This window comes from Mycolicibacterium gilvum (assembly GCF_900454025.1).
In the GTDB taxonomy this organism is placed as follows: Bacteria; Actinomycetota; Actinomycetes; order Mycobacteriales; family Mycobacteriaceae; genus Mycobacterium; species Mycobacterium gilvum.
Map to the genome: position 1 here is coordinate 2,434,669 of NZ_UGQM01000001.1, position 21,106 is coordinate 2,455,774.

26 protein-coding genes are annotated in these 21,106 nt (G+C 68.5%); 12 read left to right on the forward strand and 14 right to left on the reverse strand.

The annotated features are described in order from the left end of the window. The first annotated feature begins 126 nt into the window (after positions 1 to 126). On the forward strand, positions 127 to 1,185 hold the full coding sequence (locus DYE23_RS11545) for a DUF4192 domain-containing protein (RefSeq protein ID WP_115327248.1): 1,059 nt from the start codon (positions 127 to 129) through the stop codon (positions 1,183 to 1,185). Between the two features lies 1 nt (position 1,186). Here DYE23_RS11545 and DYE23_RS11550 read toward each other — a convergent pair whose 3' ends face one another. From DYE23_RS11550 to DYE23_RS11560, 3 genes are all read right to left on the reverse strand, one after another. After that, positions 1,187 to 1,876: an iron-dependent transcriptional repressor DtxR gene (locus DYE23_RS11550; RefSeq protein WP_115327249.1), complete on the reverse strand. Its 690-nt coding sequence runs from the start codon at positions 1,874 to 1,876 to the stop codon at positions 1,187 to 1,189. A gap of 158 nt (positions 1,877 to 2,034) precedes the next feature. After that, positions 2,035 to 2,994, reverse strand: a complete 960-nt coding sequence (locus DYE23_RS11555) for a sigma-70 family RNA polymerase sigma factor (RefSeq protein ID WP_013471997.1) — start codon at positions 2,992 to 2,994, stop codon at positions 2,035 to 2,037. Positions 2,995 to 3,141: 147 nt separating this feature from the next. After that, a complete protein-coding gene (locus DYE23_RS11560) occupies positions 3,142 to 3,540 on the reverse strand; it encodes a DUF3099 domain-containing protein (RefSeq protein WP_011894798.1) in 399 nt (132 codons plus the stop codon). Between the two features lie 106 nt (positions 3,541 to 3,646). Between DYE23_RS11560 and DYE23_RS11565 the strand changes: the two genes are divergently transcribed. Further along, positions 3,647 to 3,883: a DUF3039 domain-containing protein gene (locus tag DYE23_RS11565; protein WP_011894797.1), complete on the forward strand. Its 237-nt coding sequence runs from the start codon at positions 3,647 to 3,649 to the stop codon at positions 3,881 to 3,883. Here DYE23_RS11565 and DYE23_RS11570 read toward each other — a convergent pair. Further along, positions 3,873 to 4,844: a YihY/virulence factor BrkB family protein gene (locus DYE23_RS11570; RefSeq protein ID WP_011894796.1), complete on the reverse strand. Its 972-nt coding sequence runs from the start codon at positions 4,842 to 4,844 to the stop codon at positions 3,873 to 3,875. The genes DYE23_RS11565 and DYE23_RS11570 overlap by 11 nt on opposite strands. Before the next feature lie 29 nt (positions 4,845 to 4,873). Beyond that, on the reverse strand, positions 4,874 to 5,065 hold the full coding sequence (locus DYE23_RS11575; RefSeq protein WP_011894795.1) for a DUF7455 domain-containing protein: 192 nt from the start codon (positions 5,063 to 5,065) through the stop codon (positions 4,874 to 4,876). A gap of 127 nt (positions 5,066 to 5,192) precedes the next feature. Here DYE23_RS11575 and DYE23_RS11580 point away from each other — a divergent pair, with 127 nt between their 5' ends. Further along, on the forward strand, positions 5,193 to 5,570 hold the full coding sequence (locus DYE23_RS11580) for a DUF952 domain-containing protein (RefSeq protein WP_013471996.1): 378 nt from the start codon (positions 5,193 to 5,195) through the stop codon (positions 5,568 to 5,570). On the opposite strand, the gene DYE23_RS11585 is transcribed toward DYE23_RS11580, so the two are convergent. Continuing rightward, the gene (locus DYE23_RS11585) at positions 5,571 to 5,936 is read right to left on the reverse strand and encodes a RidA family protein (RefSeq protein WP_435404786.1); all 366 of its coding nucleotides are present in this window, start codon (positions 5,934 to 5,936) and stop codon (positions 5,571 to 5,573) included. It abuts the gene before it with no gap. Positions 5,937 to 6,032: 96 nt separating this feature from the next. Between DYE23_RS11585 and DYE23_RS11590 the strand changes: the two genes are divergently transcribed. Next, entirely contained in the window at positions 6,033 to 6,815 is a 783-nt protein-coding gene (locus DYE23_RS11590) for a hypothetical protein (RefSeq protein ID WP_011894792.1), read from the forward strand. 7 nt (positions 6,816 to 6,822) lie between these two features. Here DYE23_RS11590 and DYE23_RS11595 read toward each other — a convergent pair whose 3' ends face one another. The 3 genes from DYE23_RS11595 to ppgK form a co-directional block, all read right to left on the reverse strand. Beyond that, positions 6,823 to 7,950 (reverse strand): methyltransferase, encoded by a 1,128-nt coding sequence (locus DYE23_RS11595; protein WP_115327251.1) that lies wholly within the window; start codon positions 7,948 to 7,950, stop codon positions 6,823 to 6,825. A gap of 45 nt (positions 7,951 to 7,995) precedes the next feature. Next, a complete protein-coding gene (locus DYE23_RS11600) occupies positions 7,996 to 9,423 on the reverse strand; it encodes an RNA polymerase sigma factor (RefSeq protein WP_235660377.1) in 1,428 nt (475 codons plus the stop codon). Between the two features lie 242 nt (positions 9,424 to 9,665). Then, positions 9,666 to 10,469, reverse strand: coding sequence for a polyphosphate--glucose phosphotransferase (ppgK, locus tag DYE23_RS11605; protein ID WP_115327252.1), 804 nt, complete (start codon positions 10,467 to 10,469; stop codon positions 9,666 to 9,668). A gap of 114 nt (positions 10,470 to 10,583) precedes the next feature. Here ppgK and DYE23_RS11610 point away from each other — a divergent pair, with 114 nt between their 5' ends. Next, positions 10,584 to 11,453 (forward strand): inositol monophosphatase family protein, encoded by an 870-nt coding sequence (locus DYE23_RS11610; protein ID WP_115327253.1) that lies wholly within the window; start codon positions 10,584 to 10,586, stop codon positions 11,451 to 11,453. Positions 11,454 to 11,459: 6 nt separating this feature from the next. Here DYE23_RS11610 and cei read toward each other — a convergent pair whose 3' ends face one another. Further along, complete coding sequence (gene cei, locus DYE23_RS11615; protein WP_041788644.1) at positions 11,460 to 12,116, reverse strand: envelope integrity protein Cei; 657 nt, start codon at positions 12,114 to 12,116, stop codon at positions 11,460 to 11,462. A 175-nt stretch (positions 12,117 to 12,291) separates the two neighbouring features. Here cei and DYE23_RS11620 point away from each other — a divergent pair, with 175 nt between their 5' ends. Then, on the forward strand, positions 12,292 to 12,594 hold the full coding sequence (locus tag DYE23_RS11620) for a DUF4193 domain-containing protein (protein ID WP_011894786.1): 303 nt from the start codon (positions 12,292 to 12,294) through the stop codon (positions 12,592 to 12,594). A gap of 18 nt (positions 12,595 to 12,612) precedes the next feature. Here DYE23_RS11620 and DYE23_RS11625 read toward each other — a convergent pair whose 3' ends face one another. After that, positions 12,613 to 13,089 carry a DUF3093 domain-containing protein gene (locus DYE23_RS11625; RefSeq protein ID WP_013471991.1) on the reverse strand — a complete coding sequence of 159 codons (477 nt, stop codon included), beginning with the start codon at positions 13,087 to 13,089 and terminating at the stop codon, positions 12,613 to 12,615. 25 nt (positions 13,090 to 13,114) lie between these two features. On the opposite strand from DYE23_RS11625, the gene dut reads away from it, so the two are divergent. Both dut and DYE23_RS11635 read left to right on the forward strand, forming a co-directional pair. Then, complete coding sequence (gene dut, locus DYE23_RS11630) at positions 13,115 to 13,579, forward strand: dUTP diphosphatase (RefSeq protein WP_011894784.1); 465 nt, start codon at positions 13,115 to 13,117, stop codon at positions 13,577 to 13,579. A 29-nt stretch (positions 13,580 to 13,608) separates the two neighbouring features. Then, the gene (locus tag DYE23_RS11635; RefSeq protein WP_013471990.1) at positions 13,609 to 14,376 is read left to right on the forward strand and encodes a DUF3710 domain-containing protein; all 768 of its coding nucleotides are present in this window, start codon (positions 13,609 to 13,611) and stop codon (positions 14,374 to 14,376) included. A 71-nt stretch (positions 14,377 to 14,447) separates the two neighbouring features. Here the strand turns inward: DYE23_RS11635 and DYE23_RS11640 are convergent, their stop codons facing one another. After that, positions 14,448 to 15,167: an alpha/beta fold hydrolase gene (locus DYE23_RS11640; RefSeq protein WP_115327254.1), complete on the reverse strand. Its 720-nt coding sequence runs from the start codon at positions 15,165 to 15,167 to the stop codon at positions 14,448 to 14,450. 143 nt (positions 15,168 to 15,310) lie between these two features. On the opposite strand from DYE23_RS11640, the gene DYE23_RS11645 reads away from it, so the two are divergent. Both DYE23_RS11645 and DYE23_RS11650 read left to right on the forward strand, forming a co-directional pair. Next, the gene (locus tag DYE23_RS11645; protein ID WP_013471989.1) at positions 15,311 to 15,682 is read left to right on the forward strand and encodes an OB-fold nucleic acid binding domain-containing protein; all 372 of its coding nucleotides are present in this window, start codon (positions 15,311 to 15,313) and stop codon (positions 15,680 to 15,682) included. Next, positions 15,679 to 16,371 carry a DUF3159 domain-containing protein gene (locus tag DYE23_RS11650; RefSeq protein WP_115327255.1) on the forward strand — a complete coding sequence of 231 codons (693 nt, stop codon included), beginning with the start codon at positions 15,679 to 15,681 and terminating at the stop codon, positions 16,369 to 16,371. The genes DYE23_RS11645 and DYE23_RS11650 overlap by 4 nt, the downstream gene beginning before the upstream one ends. Here the strand turns inward: DYE23_RS11650 and DYE23_RS11655 are convergent. After that, a complete protein-coding gene (locus DYE23_RS11655; RefSeq protein WP_011894779.1) occupies positions 16,352 to 17,017 on the reverse strand; it encodes a potassium channel family protein in 666 nt (221 codons plus the stop codon). The two genes, DYE23_RS11650 and DYE23_RS11655, sit on opposite strands and share 20 nt — an antisense overlap. Positions 17,018 to 17,029: 12 nt before the next feature. Further along, positions 17,030 to 17,701, reverse strand: a complete 672-nt coding sequence (locus tag DYE23_RS11660; protein ID WP_013471987.1) for a potassium channel family protein — start codon at positions 17,699 to 17,701, stop codon at positions 17,030 to 17,032. Between the two features lie 101 nt (positions 17,702 to 17,802). Between DYE23_RS11660 and DYE23_RS11665 the strand changes: the two genes are divergently transcribed. After that, positions 17,803 to 19,797 carry an APC family permease gene (locus DYE23_RS11665; protein ID WP_011894777.1) on the forward strand — a complete coding sequence of 665 codons (1,995 nt, stop codon included), beginning with the start codon at positions 17,803 to 17,805 and terminating at the stop codon, positions 19,795 to 19,797. Further along, the gene (locus tag DYE23_RS11670) at positions 19,794 to 21,002 is read left to right on the forward strand and encodes a class I SAM-dependent RNA methyltransferase (RefSeq protein WP_115327256.1); all 1,209 of its coding nucleotides are present in this window, start codon (positions 19,794 to 19,796) and stop codon (positions 21,000 to 21,002) included. The genes DYE23_RS11665 and DYE23_RS11670 overlap by 4 nt, the downstream gene beginning before the upstream one ends. Positions 21,003 to 21,106 lie beyond the last annotated feature (104 nt).

Below are 21,106 nucleotides of genomic sequence, written 5' to 3' on the forward strand. Positions count from 1 at the left end.
GAAACGCCGTTCGGCGCCGGCCGCCGGCCCGCTGCCTCCATCCCCAAACCCGATTTCATCCCCAGCGCGGCGCCACGACGGCCCCGACGGCGGCTCGACGTCGGTGGCGGTTGCGAGGTTTGCCTCATGGCATCCCGACATCACCCGGAAAATCACCTCGACATCTCGCTCGACCGCCCCGGCGCATTGATCGCCGCACTCCCGGCCGTACTCGGCTTCACCCCGGAGAGTTCCCTCGTCCTCGTCACCGTCGCCCACGGCGAGCTCGGTGCCGTCCTGCGCGGGGATCTGTCCGATCAGTCACCGCAGCGTCTGTGTGAGCTGGCCGAACTGGCCGCCGCATCCGGTGCCGACGCCGCGATCGCCGTCATCGTCGACGACGAGGGCGCGGGCTGCGCCATGTGCGCGGACGAGCACCGCGAGGCGACGAGCACCCTGGGCGACGAATTGGCCCGGGTCGGTGTCGAACTGATGGCGGCCCACGTGGTCCCCGAGGTGGCGGCCGGAGCACGCTGGTACTGCGTGGACGGGTGCGGTTCCTCGGGTGTGGTCGACGATCCGATGGCGTCGCCCACCGCGCTGGCCGCCGTGCTCGACGGTCGCCGTCTCTATGCCCGGCGCGACGAACTCCTCGATGTGGTCGCGACCGTCGACGGCCGACGCACCGGCGCGCTCGCCGCGGTGATCGAGCAGGCCGCGCCACCCGAGGCGCCGCGTCCGGACTCGCAGGCACGCCACGACATCGAGCACGCGCTGGAGTGTGCCCGCCGCAACGAGGCCGGCGACACGTTGAGCGATGACGACCTCAGCCGACTGGCCTGGGCGCTGACCGACACACGCGTCCGCGACACCCTCTATGCGCTGGCCGTCGGGGAGGCGGCGGGCACGGCCGAGGCGCTGTGGGCAGAGTTGTCGCGCACGCTTCCCGAACCGTGGCGAGTGGAAGCGCTTGTCCTGCTGGCCTTTTCAGCCTATGTGCGCGGTGACGGTCCTCTTGCCGGGATCTCGCTGGACGCGGCACTGCGGCACGCCCCGCACCGGATGGCCGGCATGCTCGACCGTGCTCTTCAGTGCGGGATGCGGCCCGAGCAGATCCGGGAGCTCGCCACCACCGGCTATCGGCTTGCTGCGCAGCTGGGCGTCCGGCTACCGCCGCGACGGCTGTTCGGCCGCCGCGTGGGATAGGTCAGACCTTCTCGACCTTGACCGCGTGGGCCATCTCGTGGGGCAACTCGACCTGCTCGTGGCCGGGGATGACGATCATCACGCCGCCGTGGTCGTTGTTCTCGACCGTCACGCGCGCATTCGGCACGACACCGGCGTCCTTGAGACGGGCGATCAGCTCGACATCGCCCTGCACGTGCTCGGTCAGCTGCCGCACGACGACCGCGACGGGCATGCCGGCGGGCAACTCGGTGAGACGCACGAGGCTCATCGCTTCGCCCGACTCGTCGCCGACACCGAGCTCGGAGAGACCGGGGATGGGGTTCCCGAACGGAGAGGTGGTGGGGTTGTTGAGGACCTGGACGAGGCGCCGCTCGACGTCCACGCTCATCACGTGCTCCCACCGGCACGCCTCGGCGTGGACTTCCTCCCACGGCAGGCCGATGACGTCGACGAGCAGGCGTTCGGCCAGACGGTGCTTGCGCATCACCGCGACGGCGAGAGCGCGTCCCTTGTCGGTGAGTTCCAGATGCCGGTCACCGGCGACATGCAGCAGTCCGTCGCGCTCCATGCGGGAGACGGTCTGGCTGACCGTGGGTCCACTCTGGTCGAGACGCTCTGCGATGCGCGCACGCAACGGGATCACGCCCTCTTCCTCGAGGTCGTAAATCGTCCGCAGATACATCTCGGTGGTATCGACAAGATCGTTCATTGCACACCCTCCGGTTCGAATGGAGTCTACCGGCTGGGGGACCAGCAGCGGCGCTTCCCGACGCGACACGGGACACACCGCCGTGGGCCGGCCGCCGCCCATGCAGAAGGCCCGCCAGAATCGTGGCGGGCCTTCGCGGGGAGTGGGATCAGGACGGCTCAGCTCGCATACGAACGCAGGCGGTCGGCGCGGTCTCCGTTGCGGAGCTTCGCCATCACCTCGCGCTCGATCTGGCGGACGCGCTCGCGGGACAGGCCGAACAGCTTGCCAATCTGGTCCAGCGTGCGCGGCTGACCGTCGTCGAGGCCGAACCGCAGCCGGATGACCTGCTGCTCGCGCTCGTCGAGAGTGGCCAACACGTAGCGGATGTCGGTGTGCAGCAGCTCGGAGATGACCGCGTTCTCGGCGGACATCGCCTCGGCATCCTCGATGAAGTCGCCCAGCGGGGCCTCCTCATCGCTGCCGACCGGCATGTCCAAACTCACCGGGTCACGGCTGTGCTCCAGCAGATCGTTGATCTTCTCGACCGGGATCCCCGACTCTTCGGCGAGTTCCTCGTCGGTCGCCTCACGACCCAGGTTCTGGTGCATCTCCCGCTTGATCCGGGCCAGCTTGTTGACCTGTTCGACGAGGTGGACGGGGAGCCGGATGGTGCGGCTCTGGTCGGCCATGCCACGGGTGATGGCCTGACGGATCCACCAGGTGGCGTAGGTCGAGAACTTGAAACCCTTGGCGTAGTCGAACTTTTCCATTGCGCGGATCAGCCCGAGGTTGCCCTCCTGGATGAGGTCCAGCAGCGGCATGCCGCGGCCGGTGTAGCGCTTGGCCAGCGACACCACCAGACGCAGGTTGGCTTCGAGGAGATGACGGCGGGCCGCCTCGCCGTCGCGTACCACCGCCGCCAGATCGCGCTTCCGGTTCTCACCCAGACGCTTGCGGGTCGCGAGCAGGTGCTGCGCATACAGGCCCGCCTCGATCCGCTTGGCCAGTTCGACCTCGTCTGCGGCAGTGAGCAGAGCCGTCTTGCCGATGCCGTTCAGGTAGACCCGCACCAGGTCTGCGGCGGGGCTTTGGGCGTCCAGATCTTGGTCGAATCGGCTGGTGGTGGCATTTGCCATGGCGGCCTCCTGATCGGGTGGAACATTCATGAGCTTCAACGCCCTGAGCGGGCAAAGAGTTCCCACCTTGTCCGCGGTTCACACGTTCTGATCTGCGGTTTTTATGCGGAGACCTGAGAAAGTGCTGAGAATGCGCCCCGAACGGGCTCAGCCGGGAACGTCGCCGGACGTATCGCCGGCGCCATGTTGCGGCGCGCGGCGCGTCGCACTTTCGATCGCCGGCCGCTCCGCGGTCGGGAACAGCGGGATCCGCCGCGGCATGTCGTAGCGGCGGGGCTCCTCGGCGTTGCGGGGTGGCCGGTCATTGGCGATCAGCACCGCCATCCACGGCAGCGGAATCGACACCACGATGATGGCCAGTGAGATCAGCCCGTTCTCCCAGATGCCGTAGGCCACCGCCGCGAGAATCAGGGCGGGGACACGGAACGACATCAGGGTCAGGTACTTGCGGACCCGCTGGCGATGCTGCTCCTCGTACGCGGGAGCTGCCCGGGTGATCAGTACCGGGCGGCCCTCGTCGTCGAAACTCAGTTCAGAGTCACGCACTGGATCAGCGAATCAATCCGGCGTTCATGCCTCCACTGTTCCACATCTGGGCGCAGCTACACCCGTCGCATTTCTTACCGATCGATGGCGAGGCAGAATAGGGGTCATGGACACCCAGACGATCGAGCGCACCGACGCCGACGAACGCGTCGACGACGGGACCGATGACGACACTCCGAAGTTCTTCCACTACGTGAAGAAGGACAAGATCGCCGAGAGCGCCGTCATGGGAACCCATGTCGTGGCGCTGTGCGGCGAGGTCTTCCCGGTGACGCGCTCGGCGAAGCCCGGCTCGCCGGTGTGCCCCGACTGCAAGCGGGTCTACGAGCAGCTCAAGAAGTAGACCTGCCGCCGCCGTTGCGGGACTCGGCCTTGGCCTTGAGCCACCAGTGCAGACGCTTGGCATGGGTGTCGGGGGCCGGCCACTCTTCTTCGATCGCCGCGTTGAGCTCGGCACCGATCATGATCGCGAAGCCAAGGAAGAACGCGAACAGCAGGAACGCGATCGGGGTCGCCAGCGCGCCGTAGGTGTAGCCGGTGCTGGTGATCCAGGTCAGGTAGACCCGCAGACCCCAGGTCGCCACGAGGAACACCCCGGCCGCGAGCAATGACCCTGTCAGCAGCCGGTGTGTGGGAAGCGGTTTGGGCAACGACACCCGGTAGAGGACGTTCACGGCGACGGCGAGGGCCACGAACAGCACCGGGAAGTACGCGAATCGCAGAGCGTCGTCCCAGCTGTCCGGGATGAACTCGGCGACCTTGCGGGGGCCGAGCGCGAGGAACGGCGCCGTCACGATCGCGCCGATCAGCATCACCACGTACAACCCGAGCGCGTAGAACCGTTGCCGGACCGGATGTCGCAGCGCCGTCTGGCCGTGAGCCTCGGTGATCGAGTCGACGAACGCCGAAATGGCCGACGAGCCCGCCCACAGCGAGATCACGAAACCCAGTGAGACGACCTCGCCGCGCGCACCGTTGACGATGTCGCGCACCGTCGGCTCGATGATCTCGCCAACGACGTTGGGGGAGAAGAACTTTCCCGCCAGGCTGATGAGCTGGTTCTCGATCGTCAGCAGCGTGTCGGGACCGAACAACGGTGCCACGTAGGCGAGGCTGCCGAGCATTCCCAACAGCAGCGGAGGCAACGACAGCGCGCACCAGAAGGCAGCTTGAGCCGACTCGGCAAAAATGGAATCGTCCCAGCTCTTGCCCAACGTGCGGGCGACGATGTGCCGGATGTGGTGGCGTGACGGTGTGGCTTTCGAGAAAGTCCGTTCCGGTGGCCGCTCTGACTGGTCATCCATGACCAGAACAGCATCGCCGATAGGTTGCCCTACGGCTCCAGCGGGCTCACTTCGATCACGGCGGCGAGTTCGACGAGCTTCGCCTCGTGCTCGTTGGCGTGATGCTGGCAGAAGAGAAGCTCGGCACCCGAGGGAAGCGTGGCCCGTACCCGGGCCGCGGCTCCACAACGGTCGCAGCGGTCAGCCTTGGTCAATCCCGGGCTGGTGAGCGTTGCGGTCATGGCACCTCCAAAGGGTGGGAGCGGTGTACATCTACTGTGTCAGACGCTTGGGGTTCCGGCCTTGTTCCCCGGGGGTTTACAGGTGTGTCGTGTCTCACGGGCAGTGCGGGTGGAAAGGAGTGCTGGGATGGAATCTCCACTGGAGACCACTTCGAAACCTGACGTCCTCGTCCACCTCTGCGGCGCGGACGAGTGGGAAAGGGCCCGGCGCAGCGGAACCCACGAACCGGACTCGCTGAAATCCGTTGGTTTCGTCCATCTGTCGAGCCCGGCGCAGGTGCATCTGCCGGCCGACCGGCTCTACGCCGACCGGACCGACCTGCTGTTGCTGCGCATCGATGCCGCACGCCTGACCTCTCCGCTGCGATGGGAACCGGGGCTTCCGTCTGATCCCGACGGCATGCGGTTCCCGCATCTGTACGGGCCGCTGCCGGTGGCGGCTGTGACCAGTGTCACGACCTACCGTCCCGGTCCCGACGGCCGCTACCCGGTGCTGACGGAGTGATCAGGGGACGATCGCGTCGACCTCGATCTCGACGACGAGTTCGGGCGAGATCAGTGCCGAGACCTCGACCATCGTGGCGGTCGGCCGGACGGCGCCGAACACCTCGTCGTGAACGGACCCGATCTCGCGCCATGCCGTGATGTCGGTGACGAACATCCGGGTGCGCACGACGTCGGTCAGCGATGCGCCCACGTCGCCCAGGGCGGCCGCGATGCGCACGAGCGCGTCCCGGGCCTGGGCGGACGCGCTGTCCCCACGCCCGGTGGTCCCGGCGACGAACACGTGGGCGCCGACCCTTACCGCGCGCGAGTAACCGACTGCGGCTTCGAATTCCGAACCCGAGGAGACGTTGATGCGTTCAGCCACGGGCCGAAGAGTACGTCCCGGTCGTAAGAGCGACATTCTCATATGCGGCATAGGCCGCTTTCGATGGCCGGATGAGACTCAATACACTGACGTGCCGTGGGCATCATCTTTGGCTTGGCGCCGTGGCTCGTGTACTGGGTCCTGGTCGGAAACGTCCCGTTCCACACTGCCGTGCTGGTCGCGCTGGCCGTTGCGGTTGCGTCGTTCGTCGTCGCGCGGGTGTCGGGTTCCCCGGGTCGGGTGCTGGAGATCGGCGCGGTGGCGACGTTCGCTGTCCTGACCGTCCTGACCTTCACCGTCAGCGGGTCCTTCCTGGAGCAGTGGCTCCAGCCGCTGAGCAACGCCGGGATCCTCGTCGCGGCGCTGGTCGGCGTGCTCGCCGGCCGGCCGTTCGTCCGGGAGTTCGCCGTGGTCGGTCAACCCAAGGAGGTCGTCGAGAGCGAACCGTTCGCGCGGATCACCTCCGTGCTGACGTGGATCTGGATCGCGGCGTTCGCCGGCATGACGGTTTCCTCGGCCATCCCGCCGATGGTGCAGGGGGATGCCACGATCCTCGACACACAGACCCCGCTGTCGTTCATCTTCTACTGGGTGGTGCCGTTCGCGCTGCTCGGTGTCGCGGCCCTGCTGACGCGGATCCTGCCCGACCGGATGGTGCCGCCCGCCGAGGAGATCGTGCGCAAGACCACGTTCGTCGCGTTCGCCGAGGCCGAGATCGACCAGTTGATCTACCTCGCCACCGAGCACGCCAACCGTGAGGCCGGCGCGGGCAAAGAGGCCTACGACGTCCGGATCGGCAGCAAGGGCGTCCCCCTGGTCGGTGACGAGACGCGGGAGTCGTGGCCGTCGACCTACAAGGTGCGCGACCGCAAGCGGTGACACGTCGCTAGACGGCGCGGGCCTCGATCACCGAGATCGGACTCACCGTCGGGATGACGCGGGTCAGCTGAAAACCCGCCCCCTCCAATAACTCCGAGTACTGCGCGCGGGTGCGCTCCTTGCCTCTCAGCATCAACAGCATCTCCAGGTCGAGCATGTGTCCGATGAACGACGACGCGCGTTCGGGCAGGACCATCTCCAGAAGGACGAGCTTTCCGCCCTCGGCGATCGCGGTGCGCACATTGCGCAGGATCGTCGCGGCGTCGGTGTCGTCCCAGTCGTGAACGATGTTCTTCATCACGTACACGTCGCCACCCGCGGGCACCGATTCCAGGAAGGATCCGCCCGAGACGGTGCAGCGGTCCGCCACCCCGGCGTCGGCGAGCAGCGGGGCCGCGCCGGCCACCACGGCAGGCAGGTCGAAAAGAATCCCTCGGGCGCCGGCGGCGCTGCGCAGGATGGTGGCCAGCACCGCCCCGTGCCCGCCGCCGACGTCGACGACGAGGCGGGCCCCGGTGAAATCGCATGCCTGCAGCGCCACGTCGTCGGACAGTCCGCTCGCGGACGTCATCGCGTTGTTGAACACCGTCGCGAACTCCGGATCGGTGTCGAGGTAGTCGAAGAACGGCATGCCGCGCAGCATGTCGGCGGCCGGCTGACCGGTACGCACCGAGTACTCGAGGCTGCCCCAGTCGGCCCATCGGGCCGGGTGGCCGATGAACAGCACCATGTCGCGCAGTGAGACCTCGGAGTCGGTGCGCAGCGCGTCACCGACCGGGGTGAGGGCGAACCGGCCGTCGCGCTCCTCGCGCAGCGCGCCGCGGCTGACCATCGCCCGCATCAGGCGGTAGACGGCGCCGGCATCGGCGCCGACCCGGGTGGCGACGTCGGCGGCATGAGCGGGTCCGTCGGCGAGTTCGTCCGGGATCCCGAGTGTGGCGGCCACATAGAGCACCTGGGTGGTCCACGCCCCGGTCGCCAACTCCATCAGCGCGACGTTGCCGGGGGCGGTGGATCGGTGCAGCCGCTGCAGTCCCGCGCGCAGACGATCCACCGCACGGATGAGGCGTACGGGCGGAACCCTGTTCGGCGCCGACCGCGCAGCAGAGCCGCGTGGGGTCGAGGTGTGTGTCATGCCGGTCAAACTAGAAGACCGGCCTTGTCCAATTCTTGGACGTTCCTAGTCCAGGTAGTCGCGCAGCACCTGAGACCGGCTGGGATGGCGCAACTTCGACATCGTCTTCGACTCGATCTGACGGATGCGCTCGCGCGTCACGCCGTAGACCTGGCCGATCTCGTCGAGGGTGCGCGGCTGGCCGTCGGTGAGGCCGAACCGCAGGCGGACGACGCCTGCCTCGCGCTCGGACAGCGTCTCCAGCACCGACTGCAGCTGGTCCTGCAGCAGCGTGAAGGACACGGCGTCGACGGCGACGACGGCCTCGGAGTCCTCGATGAAATCGCCGAGCTGTGAGTCGCCTTCGTCGCCGATGGTCTGGTCCAGCGAGATCGGCTCACGCGCGTACTGCTGGATCTCCAGCACCTTCTCCGGCGTGATGTCCATTTCCTTGGCCAGCTCTTCGGGGGTGGGCTCGCGACCCAGGTCCTGAAGGAGCTCGCGCTGGATGCGGCCGAGCTTGTTGATGACCTCGACCATGTGCACCGGGATGCGGATGGTGCGCGCCTGATCGGCCATCGCGCGGGTGATCGCCTGACGGATCCACCACGTCGCGTAGGTCGAGAACTTGTAACCCTTGGTGTAGTCGAACTTCTCCACGGCGCGGATCAGGCCGAGGTTGCCCTCCTGGATGAGGTCCAGGAACGCCATGCCGCGGCCGGTGTAGCGCTTGGCCAGCGACACCACCAGGCGCAGGTTCGCTTCCAGCAGATGATTTTTCGCACGGTCGCCGTCGCGGCAGATCCACATGTAGTCACGCCGCTGCGCGGTGGTGAGCTTCTCGCCCTTCTCGGCGAACTCGGCCATCAGCTGCGTGCAGTACAGGCCGGCCTCGATGCGCTTGGCGAGCTCGACCTCTTCCTCGGCGTTGAGGAGCGCGACCTTGCCGATCTGCTTGAGGTAGGCGCGAACCGAGTCGGCCGATGCGGTGAGCTCGGCGTCCTTGCGGGCCTGACGCAGCGCTTCGGACTCCTCTTCGTCCCAGACGAAGTCTCCGGAGGCCTTGTCCTTCTCCGACGGCTCGGGGAGCGAATCGTCGTCGGCCTCCTTGGCCGGCTTCGCGGCGGCCTTGGTGGTGGCCACCACCGGATCGGCCTCGGCGGACTCGTCGTCGGAATCGTCGTCCTCGGTGGCCTCGTCCTCGACCTCGATGTCGTCGAGCTCGAGGTCACCGTCGTCGACGAGATCCTCGCCGGGCTCGATGTCGTCGGTGGCGTCGACCTCGGTGCCGGTGAGTTCGTCGTCGACGACACCCGGCTCGGCGGCGGTGGCCTTCTTGGCGCGGCCGCGCGTCGCCGGGGCGTCGGCGGACTTCGCAGCGCGGGGCTTGGTGGCCTTGGTGGCCTTCTTCGCGGGCGCCTTCTTCGCGGGGGCCTTGGCGGCGGTGCGCTTCACCGGCTCGTCGGTCGCCGCGCTGGCCTTGGTCGCTGCCACGTACACCCTTTCGGTCGTGCGGGTCGTCGGGGCGCACACATGCGCCACCGAAATGTGTCGGCTATGTCGAATGTCGGCGTCGATCTCACGGCGTGGTGTCGGGGTGGGATACTTCCGCCTCTATCCGGTCGGCGGCCGCCGTCGACCATTGTAACGACAGAGTGGGTCGAGGCTGCGCACAGCGGCAAATTCCGCGCGGTGGCGCGCCGTTCGGGCGCAGGCCCTCCGAGGAGCGGACGTGCTCAGTGGTGTTCTCTGCCGGTGGCCGTGACGTCGGACTCAGCGGCCATCGCGGCGCCGACGATGCCCGCGGTGTTCTGCAATTCGGCGGCGACGACGGGCACCCGGTTCTTCAGCAGCGGGATCCACTTGGCGGCCTTGCGGCTGATGCCGCCGCCGGCGATGAACAGGTCGGGCCAGATCGCGTTCTCGATGGCCACCAGCACTTTCGTGACCTCCACGGTCCAGCGCTCGTAGGTCCATTCCTTGCGTTCCTTCACCGAGCTGGCGGCGCGGTGCTCGGCCTCTTTGCCGCCGACTTCGAGGTGTCCGAACTCGGTGTTGGGCAGCAGCACTCCGTTGTGGATCACCGCCGAGCCGATTCCCGTCCCGAAGGTCAGCAACACGATCACGCCGGTGTTGTTGCGTCCGGCGCCGAACTTCTCCTCGGCGAGTCCCGCGGCGTCGGCGTCGTTGAGCACGGTCACCGACTGGCCGCCGAGGGCGGCGGAGATGACGTCCTTGGCGTTCAGGCCGATCCAGGCCTTGTCGACGTTGGCGGCCGTGCGCACGATCCCGTCGGCGACGACGCCGGGGTAGGTGACACCGAGGGGGCCCTTCCACTCGAAGTGGGCGACGACGTCGGCGATGGTCTTGGCGACGGCCTCGGGCGTGGCGGGCTGCGGGGTCAGCAGCTTGAACCGCTCACCGATCAACGCACCGGTGTCGAGGTCGACGATCCCGCCTTTGACACCGCTGCCGCCCACGTCGATGCCGAAACCGCGGCGCTGGGGCACGGAGCTCGATGGCTCGGCGTCGGCAGTCATGCAGGCTCCTCTGCGCAGGTGGGCGGCAAACGCGATGTCACCCTATCGGCTCGCCAATTGTGATGTGTGCCAGTCGCGCATCCCATGGGACCCGACGGGCGCCGATGTGCTGCGATGGACGGTGTGAACACCATGCACGCCGCCGACGCACCCGTCCGGCTCCAGGAGGTGGCCGAGCGGCTCGCCGCCGAGGCCGCGCAGTTCGTCCGCCGCCGCCGGGTGGAGGTCTTCGGGGACGGATCGGCAGGTGCGGCGCCGGACACCGCGCAACCGTCGGTGCGGGCCAAGAGCACCCCGACCGACCCGGTCACGATCGTCGACACCGAGACCGAGCGCCTGCTGCGGGACAGGCTCGGGCAGCTTCGCCCCGACGACGCGATTCTCGGCGAGGAGGAGGGCGGGTCCGTCGACATCGCCGAGGGCCGACTCACCTGGGTGCTCGACCCGATCGACGGCACGGTCAACTTCCTGTACGGGATTCCGGCGTACGGGGTGTCGGTCGGCGTGCGCCGCGACGGCGTCTCGGTGGCGGGGGCCGTCGCCGACGTCGCCGCCGGGGCGGTGTATTCCGCCGCGCTCGGGCACGGCGCCCGGCTCAGCCGCGACGGAGTCGCGACCGAACTGCACGTCACGTCCGCGACCGACCTGTCGATGGCTCTGGTCGGCACGGGGTTCTCCTATGACCGCGCGCACCGCGAGCAGCAGGGACGGATCATCGCGACGCTTCTGCCCGAGGTGCGGGATCTGCGGCGGATGGGGTCCTGTGCGCTGGATCTGTGCGCGGTGGCCGCCGGGCGCCTCGACGCGTACTTCGAAGACGACGTCCATCTGTGGGACTGGGCCGCGGGCGCGCTGATCGCCTCGGAGGCCGGTGCGCTGGTGCGCCCGCCCCGGACTGAGGACGGGTCGGGTCTGATGGTGGCGGCCGCACCCGGCATCAGCGCGGCTCTGGACGAGGCGCTGGCACGTTCGGGCGCGCTGTAGCCGCGGTCAGCAGGTCCCGGTATGGGCCTTGGTCAGCAGGTCGGGGTCCGCGGGCTGGGTGGCGTCCGGCATCAGGCTGGTGAGCACCGCGTCGATGTCGTCGCTGTGGGCCAGTTCGGTGAAGTCGGTGCCGATAGCCAGGTCGACGGTGTCGTCGGTGCGCCCGTCCTGGAAGAGTTCCGTGCACGGTGCGACCAGCCAGAGGGCTGCGGCCGCCGCCCGCCCGGACGGGCCGAACCGGATCTGGCCCTGGCACTGCAGGCGCGCGGAGGCGTAGACGGGGTCGTTGGCCGCCTCGGGGTCGGTGAAGCCGAGGTCGCGCAGTGCGCCGGCGACCTCGCCGGCCTGTCCGCCCTGGCCGCTGGCGTTGAGCACGCGGATCCTGGTGTCGGCGAGTTTGGCCGGCGTGACGTCGAGCATCGACGAGCGGGTCACCTGCTCGCCGAGGTCGACGGCGGGGGTGTTCGGCTCGGCCGGTGGGGGAGGCGGGTTGCAGATCGCGGCCTGGACGACCTCCGGCGGGCGGGACAGCGCGATCATCCACACCAGCAGCGCGGCGACGGCCAGGCACGCGAACATCACTGCACCAGGCAGGAAGTTTCGGCGCCGGAACGGACGGCCGTGTTTGTCGAACGCCGTACCCTCGGTGATTTGCGCGACCACGCTGAGCACTCTAGAGCCCTTGTCACCTGGGCATCGACCCGCTCGACAGACCGCGAAAATTGTACTGTGATGCAAATCACAATAGAACCGGTGTCAATCCGGGCACGAATCATTTGGCGGATGCGTTCGACGCTGGTACAAAGCACTGCTGCATTGCTTCATGGAGGGGACAGGTATGGCCACCGACTACGACGCCCCAAGGCGCACGGAGACCGATGACGTTTCCGAGGACTCACTCGAGGAACTGAAGGCGCGGCGCAACGAAGCGCAGTCGGCTGTCGTCGACGTCGACGAATCCGAATCCGCGGAATCCTTCGAGCTTCCGGGTGCCGATCTCTCAGGCGAGGAACTGTCGGTGCGGGTGATCCCCAAGCAGGCAGACGAGTTCACGTGCTCGAGCTGCTTTTTGGTTCATCACCGCAGCCGGCTCGCCAGCGAGAAGAACGGCATGATGATCTGCACCGACTGCGCCGCCTGAGTCAGGGTCGCGCCGCGCTCACGAGTTGAGCGCGGCGAGGACCTTGTCCGGGTGTCTGGCGCTGATCAACCAGTACGGGGTGGGGTCGTCCGGGTCGTCGAGGACGAGCAGCACGAGCGGACCCACCCACGTCTTGTGCACGACGTACGCGGCGGGATCGAGCTGGCGACCCAGGGCCGCCGATTTCGCCGAGCGCGGCACCACCGCCGAGCGCGTCACCACCGACGCCGGCAGGTGCGCGTTGCCGACCCAGAGTTCGGTGTTGCCGTCGTCGCCGACCACCTGCACCTCGGTCCTGCCCAGGCCGATCAGCACCACCGCGGCCACCGGCAGGAGAACCGCATACGGCAGCCAGTCCGGGACCGCGCGAACGCCCTGATCGACCTCCAGTGCGATGAGAGCGGCGAGCCCCAGTCCGGGAAGCCACCACCACAACGGCACCCACAGCCGCTCGCGGTAGCGGACTGTTCGGGCAGTGGCGCGCGTGTCGGACACGAGGCCCAGAGTAATCTCTGACGTCGTGTCCACCTCTCTGGCGGTAGTACGACTCGACCCCGACCTCCCGTTGCCCAGCCGGGCGCACGACGGCGACGCGGGAGTCGATCTCTACAGCGCGCAGGATGTCGAGCTCGGCCCCGGAGAACGTGCGCTCGTTCCGACCGGCGTCGCGGTCGCGATTCCGCACGGCATGGTCGGGCTCATCCATCCGCGATCGGGACTCGCTGCGCGCGTGGGACTTTCGATCGTCAACACCCCCGGAACCGTCGACGCGGGGTATCGCGGCGAGATCAAGGTGTGCCTGATCAACCTCGACACGTCGACCCCGATCACGATCGGGCGCGGAGACCGCATCGCGCAACTGCTGGTGCAACGGGTCGAGCTGCCCGAGCTCGTCGAGGTCACATCCTTCGACGAGGCGGGGCTCGCCGACACGACCCGGGGCGACGGTGGCTACGGATCCTCCGGTGGGCATGCCAGTCTGTAGGCGGGGGCCGCGTGGCACCAGGTAGACCTATGGGTAGACACCGCAGCGAGAGGGCCGAAGCGCCCGAGGAGGTGACGTCGGTGGACACCGACGACGAAGAATTGGAAGGCCCGTTCGACATCGACGACTTCGACGACCCGGCCGTGGCCGCGGTCGCGCGGCTGGACCTGGGCTCGGTGCTGATCCCGATGCCCGATGCCGGCCAGGTGCAGGTCGAGCTCAACGAGGCCGGTACGCCCAGCGCCGTCTGGGTGGTCACGCCGAACGGCCGCTTCACCATCGCGGCCTACGCGGCGCCGAAGTCCGCCGGGCTGTGGCGCGAGGTCGCCTCGGAGCTGGCGGATTCGCTGCGCAAGGACGCACCGAAGGTCAGCATCGAGGACGGGCCGTGGGGCCGCGAGGTCGTCGGTTCCGGTGGCGAGGGCGCCGCGATGGTGCGGTTCATCGGGGTGGACGGCTACCGGTGGATGATCCGGTGCGTGGTGAACGGTCCCTTCGAACGGATCGCAGAGCTCACCGAGCAGGCGCGGGATGCGTTGGCCGACACGGTGGTACGTCGCGGAGACACCCCGTTGCCGGTGCGCACACCGCTGCCGGTGACGCTGCCCGAGCCGATGGCGGCACAGCTGGCCGCCGCCCAGCAGCAGGCCGCCGCGCAGCAACAGCAGGCGGCCACCGAGCAGCAGCCGCCCGCGCAGCAGCAGCCGCCCGCACAGCAGGAGCCTCCGCAGCCGAACGCGCGGCGCAGTGCGCCGGGATCGGCGATGCAACAGCTGAGGACCATCACCGGCGGATGACGATCGAGCGGTGAGGGTTGTGCACGCGAATAGGCGAATTTGCGTCCACAAGGCCCACGGTCGAGGGAGCGTCAGCTGCGGGACTGCGCGTCCTGCACCGCGGCCAGGCTGAGCCTGCCGAGGATGCCCGGGTCGGCGCCGATGTCGTCGAGGGTCACCGTGCGCAGCGCCGCGCGCGGTGCCGCCGACACCCACTCGACGCCGACCTCCAGTGGATGGACCGCATCGTCTGTGGCCGACACCACGCCCAACGGCGCGGTCAACGTCTCGAGTGCGGCGCTGGTCGGTCCGACGTAGCGTCCGGCCTCGTCCATCGCGTCCGGCAGTGCCGGCCACTGACCCGCCCAGGACCGTGTCAGCTCGTCGGCCAGCCAGGCCGGGCTGCCGGCGCGCATCTGCGCGGTCGTGGTTCCCAGCCCGTCGCGCCGCAGCTGCTCCGCCGAATACCGCGCGGCCAGCGCGGCGGGCGCCGTGTCGGGGTCACCGCTCCAGGCCGGCAGCGCGGCGAGCACCGCGAGCGCACACCCCGGATGCGCGACCGCCCACTCGACGGCGACCGCGGCGCCGATGGACACCCCGCCGACGACGATCGGTTGCGGCTCGCACGCGTGCCAGGCGCTGTCGAACTGCTCGCGGTAGCCGTCGATCAGTCGTTGCGGCTCGGGCCGCGGGGTCACCACGACGGCGCCGGCCTCGTGCAATGCCGTGGCGAAGGCCCGGTAGGCGAAGTCGTCGTCCGACCCCGTTCCCGGCAGCAGAACCGCGGTGACGCCGCGGAGATCGATCGTCATGTTTCGATCGTGCCTGGTCGGGGAAGGCCGGTCGAAGCGACCCGCGCAACACCCCGTCCGCAGTTAGCACTTCGGAACCAACAGGTCTACCGTGGCGTTGGCAAATGCAGCCACAGAGGCTCAGTAGAAGGTCAGGAGAGGCCATGGCCACGGCCGAGGGATATCTTCGACGGCTCACCCGCCGGTTGACCGAAGATCCGGAGCAGCTCGACGTCGACGAGCTCAGCAACGAGGCCGCCAACACCGGCGCTCAGAAGGCGATCGACTGTCAGCGCGGGCAGGAAGTCACGATGATCGGCACCCTGCGCAGCGTCGAGTGCAACGGCAAGAGCTGCGCCGGCGGCGTCAAAGCCGAACTGTTCGACGGGACCGACTCGGTGATGCTGGTGTGGCTGGGGCAGCGCCGCATCCCCGGCATCGAGTCCGGGCGCACCCTGAAGGTGCACGGGCGGGTCGGCAAGCTGGACAACGGATCCAAGGCGATCTACAACCCCCACTACGAGATTCAGAAGTGAGCGACCCCGGCACCGATCCGGGCACGCAGACACCACCGGCGCGAGGCGCAGCCGTCCTCGAACAGATGGGCGGCATCAGCGGCCTGATCTATTCGTCGCTGCCGGTCGTGGTGTTCGTTCCCGTGTCCTCGGCTTTCGGCCTGCTGCCGGCCATCGCGGCCGCGTTGGGCGTCGCCACGGTGATCCTGATCTGGCGGCTCGTCCGGCGTGAGACGGCGCAACCGGCGATCTCCGGATTCTTCGCCGTCGGGATCAGCGCGCTGATCGCCTATCTGGTCGGCGCGTCGAAAGGCTATTTCCTTCTCGGCATCTGGATGTCGCTGTTCTGGGCGGTGGTGTTCGCGCTGTCGGTGGTGATCCGCCGGCCGGTCGTCGGCTACATCTGGGGGTGGGTCAACACCCATGACCGGCGCTGGCGGGAGGTCCGCCGGGCGGTACTAGCGTTCGACCTCGCGACGCTGGTGTGGGTCGCGGTGTTCACGTCACGATTCGTTGTGCAGCACCATCTTTACGACGCCGATCAGACCGGTTGGCTCGGGGTGGCGCGCATCGCGATGGGATGGCCGCTGACGGCGGTGGCCGCTCTGGTGACCTATCTCGCGATCCGGCGCGCCCAGCGGTACGTCCGAGAAGCCGGTCTGGGCGACACCGACACCGACGCCCGGTCGGTCAGCGCTGCTGAGGATTGAGCAGCAGCGTCCGCAGCTCGTCCTCCGCCTCGGCCGCGGTGACGAACAACAACTCGTCACCGCCCTCCAGCGGCTCGTCACGCTCCGGGACGATGACCCGCGGCCCGCGCAGGATCGTCACCAGGGTCGCATCGCGGGGGAGCTCGAGGCGCTTCACCGGCTTGCCGCCCCACGGGGTGTCGTCGGGCAGCGTGATCTCGACGAGGTTGGCCTGGCCCTTGCGGAACTCCATCAGCCGCACCAGGTCGCCGACCGAGACCGCCTCCTCGACCAGTGAGGCGAGCATGCGCGGGGTGGACACCGCCACGTCCACACCCCAGGACTCGTCGAAAAGCCATTCGTTGCGGGGGTCGTTGACCCGCGCGACCACCCGCGGTACCGCGAACTCGGTCTTGGAGAGCAGGCTGAGCACGACGTTGGCCTTGTCGTCGCCGGTCGCGGCGATCACCACGTCGAACTCCTGCAGTTTCACCGACTCCAGCAGGCTCAGCTCGCACGCGTCGCCGAGACGCCAGTGCGCGGCGGGAATCGCGTTGACGTCGATGTGTTCGGCGTTGCGCTCCAGCAGGGTGACCTCGTGGGCGTCGACGAGTTCACGGGCGATGGAGCGGCCGACCGCTCCTGCTCCGGCGATGGCGACTTTCATCGGACGGTCACCTCAGCCTTCTGCGTCTTCGCCCGGCGGCAGCGCCGCGATCGCCAACGCCTCGGCGATGTGCCCGGAGACCGCCGCCAGATACACCTGATCGCCGGCCTGGATGACCGTCTTGGCCTCCGGCAGCAGACCGGCCCCGAACCGGATCATGAACGACACCCGACCCGACGTCGCGGACTCGAGCTCACTGATGCGCCGACCCACCCAGGCCTCGTGCAGCGCCAATTCCATCACCCCGACGTTGCCCGACGGGTCGCGCCATTTCGTGGTCTCCGTCTCGCGGGTGAGCACGTTGAGCAACCGGTCGGTGGTCCACGGCACGGTCGCCACGGTGGGGATGCCCAGACGCTCGTAGACGGCCGCACGCTTGGCGTCGTAGATGCGGGCGACGACCCGCTGGACGCCGAACGTCTCGCGGGCCACCCGTGCGGAGATGATGTTCGAGTTGTCACCGGAGGACACCGCCGCGAACGCCGACGCATTCTCGATGCCCGCGCGAACCAGCACGTCGCGGTCGAATCCCATACCGAGCACCCGCTCGCCCGAGAAGTCGGGGGAGAGCCGGTGAAAAGCGGTGCCGTCACGGTCGATCACCGCGACGTCGTGCCCGATCCTGGACAGGCTGTCCGACAGCGATGCGCCGACCCGGCCGCACCCCATCACCACTACACGCACCTGAGGGTCCTTTCCCGGCCACGGTCGCTGCAAAACCAGTGCACCCGGAAACGCTACCGCTTTGCGGCGCCCGGCGGACCGCAGGCTTACTCTTGGCAGTCGTGTCCAAGCTTTCGACCGCCGCTCGGCGGCTGGTACTGGGCCGGCCGTTCCGCAGCGACAAGCTGTCGCACACTCTGCTGCCCAAGCGGATAGCGCTGCCGGTCTTCGCCTCCGACGCGCTGTCGTCCACGGCGTATGCGCCCGAGGAGATCTTCCTCGTGCTGTCGGTGGCCGGTCTGGCGTCCTATTCGATGGCGCCGTGGATCGGTCTGGCGGTCGCCGCGGTGATGCTGATCGTGATCGCCAGTTACCGGCAGAACGTACACGCCTACCCGTCGGGTGGCGGCGACTACGAGATCGCCACCACCAACCTCGGCCCCACCGCCGGGCTCACGGTGGCCAGCGCGCTGCTCGTCGACTACGTGCTGACCGTGGCGGTGTCGATGTCCTCGGCGATGGCCAACATCGGCTCGGCGGTGCCGTTCATCAACCAGCACAAGGTGTGGTTCGCCGTGGCGGCGATCCTGGTCCTGGCGGCGTTGAATCTGCGCGGAATCCGGGAGTCGGGAACCGCGTTCGCGATTCCGACCTACGCGTTCATCGTCGGCATGAGCGTGATGCTGATCTGGGGCTTCGTGCAGATCTATGTGCTCGGAACGCCGTTGCGGGCCGAATCGGCGGACTTCGAGATGCACTCCGAGCACGGCGATGTCCTGGGGTTCGCGTTGATCTTCCTTGTGGCGCGGGCATTTTCGTCGGGCAGTGCCGCGCTGACCGGTGTCGAGGCGATCAGCAACGGGGTGCCGGCGTTCCGGAAACCCAAGTCCCGCAACGCCGCCACCACCCTGCTGCTGCTCGGGCTGATCGCGACAACCCTGTTGATGGGCATCATCATGCTCGCCCGCGCGATCGGCGTGCAGATCGCCGAACGGCCCGCAGAACAGCTGGTCGGCGCGCCCGAGGATTATCACCAGAAGACCCTGATCGCCCAACTGGCCGAGACGGTCTTCCACGGCTTCCCGTTCGGCCTGTTCTTCATCGCCCTGGTCACCGCGCTGATCCTGGTGCTGGCCGCCAACACCGCCTTCAACGGGTTCCCCGTGCTGGGATCGATTCTGGCCCAGGACCGTTTCCTGCCGAGGCAGCTGCACACCCGCGGCGATCGACTGGCATTCTCGAACGGCATCCTGTTCCTGGCATTCGGCGCCGTCGCGTTCGTGGTGGCGTTCCAGGCTGAGGTGACCAAGCTCATCCAGCTCTACATCGTGGGCGTGTTCGTGTCGTTCACGCTGAGCCAGATCGGCATGGTCCGGCACTGGACACGGCTGTTGCGGACCGAGACCGACGCCGCCGCCCGCGGGCGGATGGTGCGCGCGCGCGTGATCAACACGGTCGGCTTCCTGTGCACCGGAACCGTTCTGATCATCGTCGTGGTGACCAAGTTCGTCGTCGGGGCGTGGATCGCGATCCTGGCGATGGGCGCGCTGTTCGGGATCATGAAGCTGATCCACCGCCACTATGCCTCGGTGAGCCGTGAGCTCGAGGCGCGGGCCGCCGACGCCGAGGACATCGTGCTGCCCAGCCGCAATCACGCGGTCGTGCTGGTGTCGAATCTGCACATGCCGACGCTGCGTGCGCTGGCCTACGCGCGAGCCACCCGGCCCGACGTGCTGGAGGCGATCACCGTCAGCGTGGACGACGCGGAAACCCGCGAGCTGGTGCACAAGTGGGAGAACAGCGACGTCAGCGTCCCGCTGAAGGTGATCGCCTCGCCGTACCGGGAGATCACCCGTCCGGTGCTCGACTACGTCAAGCGGGTCACCAAGGACTCGCCGCGCACCGTGGTGACCGTGTTCATCCCCGAGTACGTCGTCGGTCACTGGTGGGAACAGGTGTTGCACAACCAGAGTGCGTTGCGACTGAAGGGCCGGCTGCTGTTCGAACCCAACGTGATGGTGACCTCGGTACCGTGGCAGCTGACATCGTCGGAGCGTCTCAAGAAGATGGCGCCGCAGTCCGCGCCGGGCGACGCACGCAGAGGATTCCTCGAATGAGCGCCGACGACAGTGCCGAGGAACTGACCCTGACGACGGTGGCGCCGGCCAACGGCGGGAGCTGCATCGCCCGCCACGACGGGCGGGTGGTGTTCGTCCGCTACGCGCTGCCGGGTGAGACGGTGCGCGCGCGTCTGGTCGGTGACCGTGGCTCGTACCTCAACGCCGAGGCGGTCGAGGTCCTCGAGTCGTCGGCCGACCGGATCGACCCGCTGTGCCCGATCGCGGGCGCCGACGGGGCGGGCTGTTGTGACCTCGCATTCGCCGAGCCCGCGGCAGTGCGCCGGATCAAGGGCGAGGTGGTCGCCAATCAGCTTGCCCGCCTTGGGGGTTTCCAGTGGCGCGACGAAGCCGAGGCGGCGGCCGAGCCGGTCGGTGACGGGGGAGCGACGGGGTGGCGGACCCGTGTGCGGCTCGACACGTCGGACGACGGACGGGTGGGTTTTCACCGCTACCACAGCGGCGACCTGGTGCACCGCCTGGATTGTGCGCAGCTGCCCGCCGGAATGGTCGACGGGTTGGCCGACATGCGGTGGGCACCGGGGTCGGCGGTGCACGTCGTGCTCGACGACGACGGCAACCGCCATGTGGTGGTGGCCGCTGGACGCGACCGGGGTGTACGCACGACGGTCGTCGAGGGCGACTACGAGACCGTGCAGCGCGTCGCGGGACGGTCCTGGCGCGTGCCGGCGACCGCGTTCTGGCAGGCGCACCGTGCCGCGCCGGAGCTTTACAGCGCGCTGGTCACGCGGTGGGCGCGGCTGGAGCCGGGGATGTCGGCGTGGGATCTCTACGGCGGCGCAGGGGTTTTCGCGGCCGCGCTGGCCGCGGGGGTCGGTCCGGACGGCAGCGTGCTCACCGTGGACACCTCCCGCGGGGCATCGCGGTCGGCCCGGGCCGCGCTGGGCGACCTCGGCAACGTCACGGTGGTGACGGACTCGGTGCGGCGCGCGCTGGGCGCGCAGCGCGAGCGGGCTGATGTCGCGGTGCTCGATCCGCCGCGCACCGGTGCGGGCCGCGAGGTCATCGATCTGCTCGCCGGCGCCGGGGTGCCCAGGATCATCCACATCGGTTGCGAGGCCGCGTCGTTCGCGCGTGACGTCGGGCTCTATCGCACACACGGTTACGCGGTCGAGGAGCTGCAGGTCTACGACTCGTTCCCGCTGACCCACCACGTCGAGTGCGTGGCGGTGCTGTCCCGGTGACGCCGGGGCCGTCCCGACGGGTGCCCGCGGCGCCGATGGCATACATTGTTCGTACTTGGTGTGCCGGGAAGTCTGGTCGGCGTCGTTGAACCGACCACAGATGA

Bases quoted from the DNA above. Each gene is read 5' to 3' on its own strand.
- DYE23_RS11545 (WP_115327248.1), top strand. From the start codon at position 127: ATGGCATCCCGACATCACCCGGAAAATCACCTCGACATCTCGCTCGAC.
- DYE23_RS11550 (WP_115327249.1), bottom strand. From the start codon at position 1,876: ATGAACGATCTTGTCGATACCACCGAGATGTATCTGCGGACGATTTAC.
- DYE23_RS11555 (WP_013471997.1), bottom strand. From the start codon at position 2,994: ATGGCAAATGCCACCACCAGCCGATTCGACCAAGATCTGGACGCCCAA.
- DYE23_RS11565 (WP_011894797.1), top strand. From the start codon at position 3,647: ATGGACACCCAGACGATCGAGCGCACCGACGCCGACGAACGCGTCGAC.
- DYE23_RS11570 (WP_011894796.1), bottom strand. From the start codon at position 4,844: ATGGATGACCAGTCAGAGCGGCCACCGGAACGGACTTTCTCGAAAGCC.
- DYE23_RS11575 (WP_011894795.1), bottom strand. From the start codon at position 5,065: ATGACCGCAACGCTCACCAGCCCGGGATTGACCAAGGCTGACCGCTGC.
- DYE23_RS11580 (WP_013471996.1), top strand. From the start codon at position 5,193: ATGGAATCTCCACTGGAGACCACTTCGAAACCTGACGTCCTCGTCCAC.
- DYE23_RS11595 (WP_115327251.1), bottom strand. From the start codon at position 7,950: ATGACACACACCTCGACCCCACGCGGCTCTGCTGCGCGGTCGGCGCCG.
- ppgK (WP_115327252.1), bottom strand. From the start codon at position 10,469: ATGACTGCCGACGCCGAGCCATCGAGCTCCGTGCCCCAGCGCCGCGGT.
- DYE23_RS11610 (WP_115327253.1), top strand. From the start codon at position 10,584: ATGGACGGTGTGAACACCATGCACGCCGCCGACGCACCCGTCCGGCTC.
- DYE23_RS11620 (WP_011894786.1), top strand. From the start codon at position 12,292: ATGGCCACCGACTACGACGCCCCAAGGCGCACGGAGACCGATGACGTT.
- DYE23_RS11635 (WP_013471990.1), top strand. From the start codon at position 13,609: ATGGGTAGACACCGCAGCGAGAGGGCCGAAGCGCCCGAGGAGGTGACG.
- DYE23_RS11640 (WP_115327254.1), bottom strand. From the start codon at position 15,167: ATGACGATCGATCTCCGCGGCGTCACCGCGGTTCTGCTGCCGGGAACG.
- DYE23_RS11645 (WP_013471989.1), top strand. From the start codon at position 15,311: ATGGCCACGGCCGAGGGATATCTTCGACGGCTCACCCGCCGGTTGACC.
- DYE23_RS11655 (WP_011894779.1), bottom strand. From the start codon at position 17,017: ATGAAAGTCGCCATCGCCGGAGCAGGAGCGGTCGGCCGCTCCATCGCC.
- DYE23_RS11670 (WP_115327256.1), top strand. From the start codon at position 19,794: ATGAGCGCCGACGACAGTGCCGAGGAACTGACCCTGACGACGGTGGCG.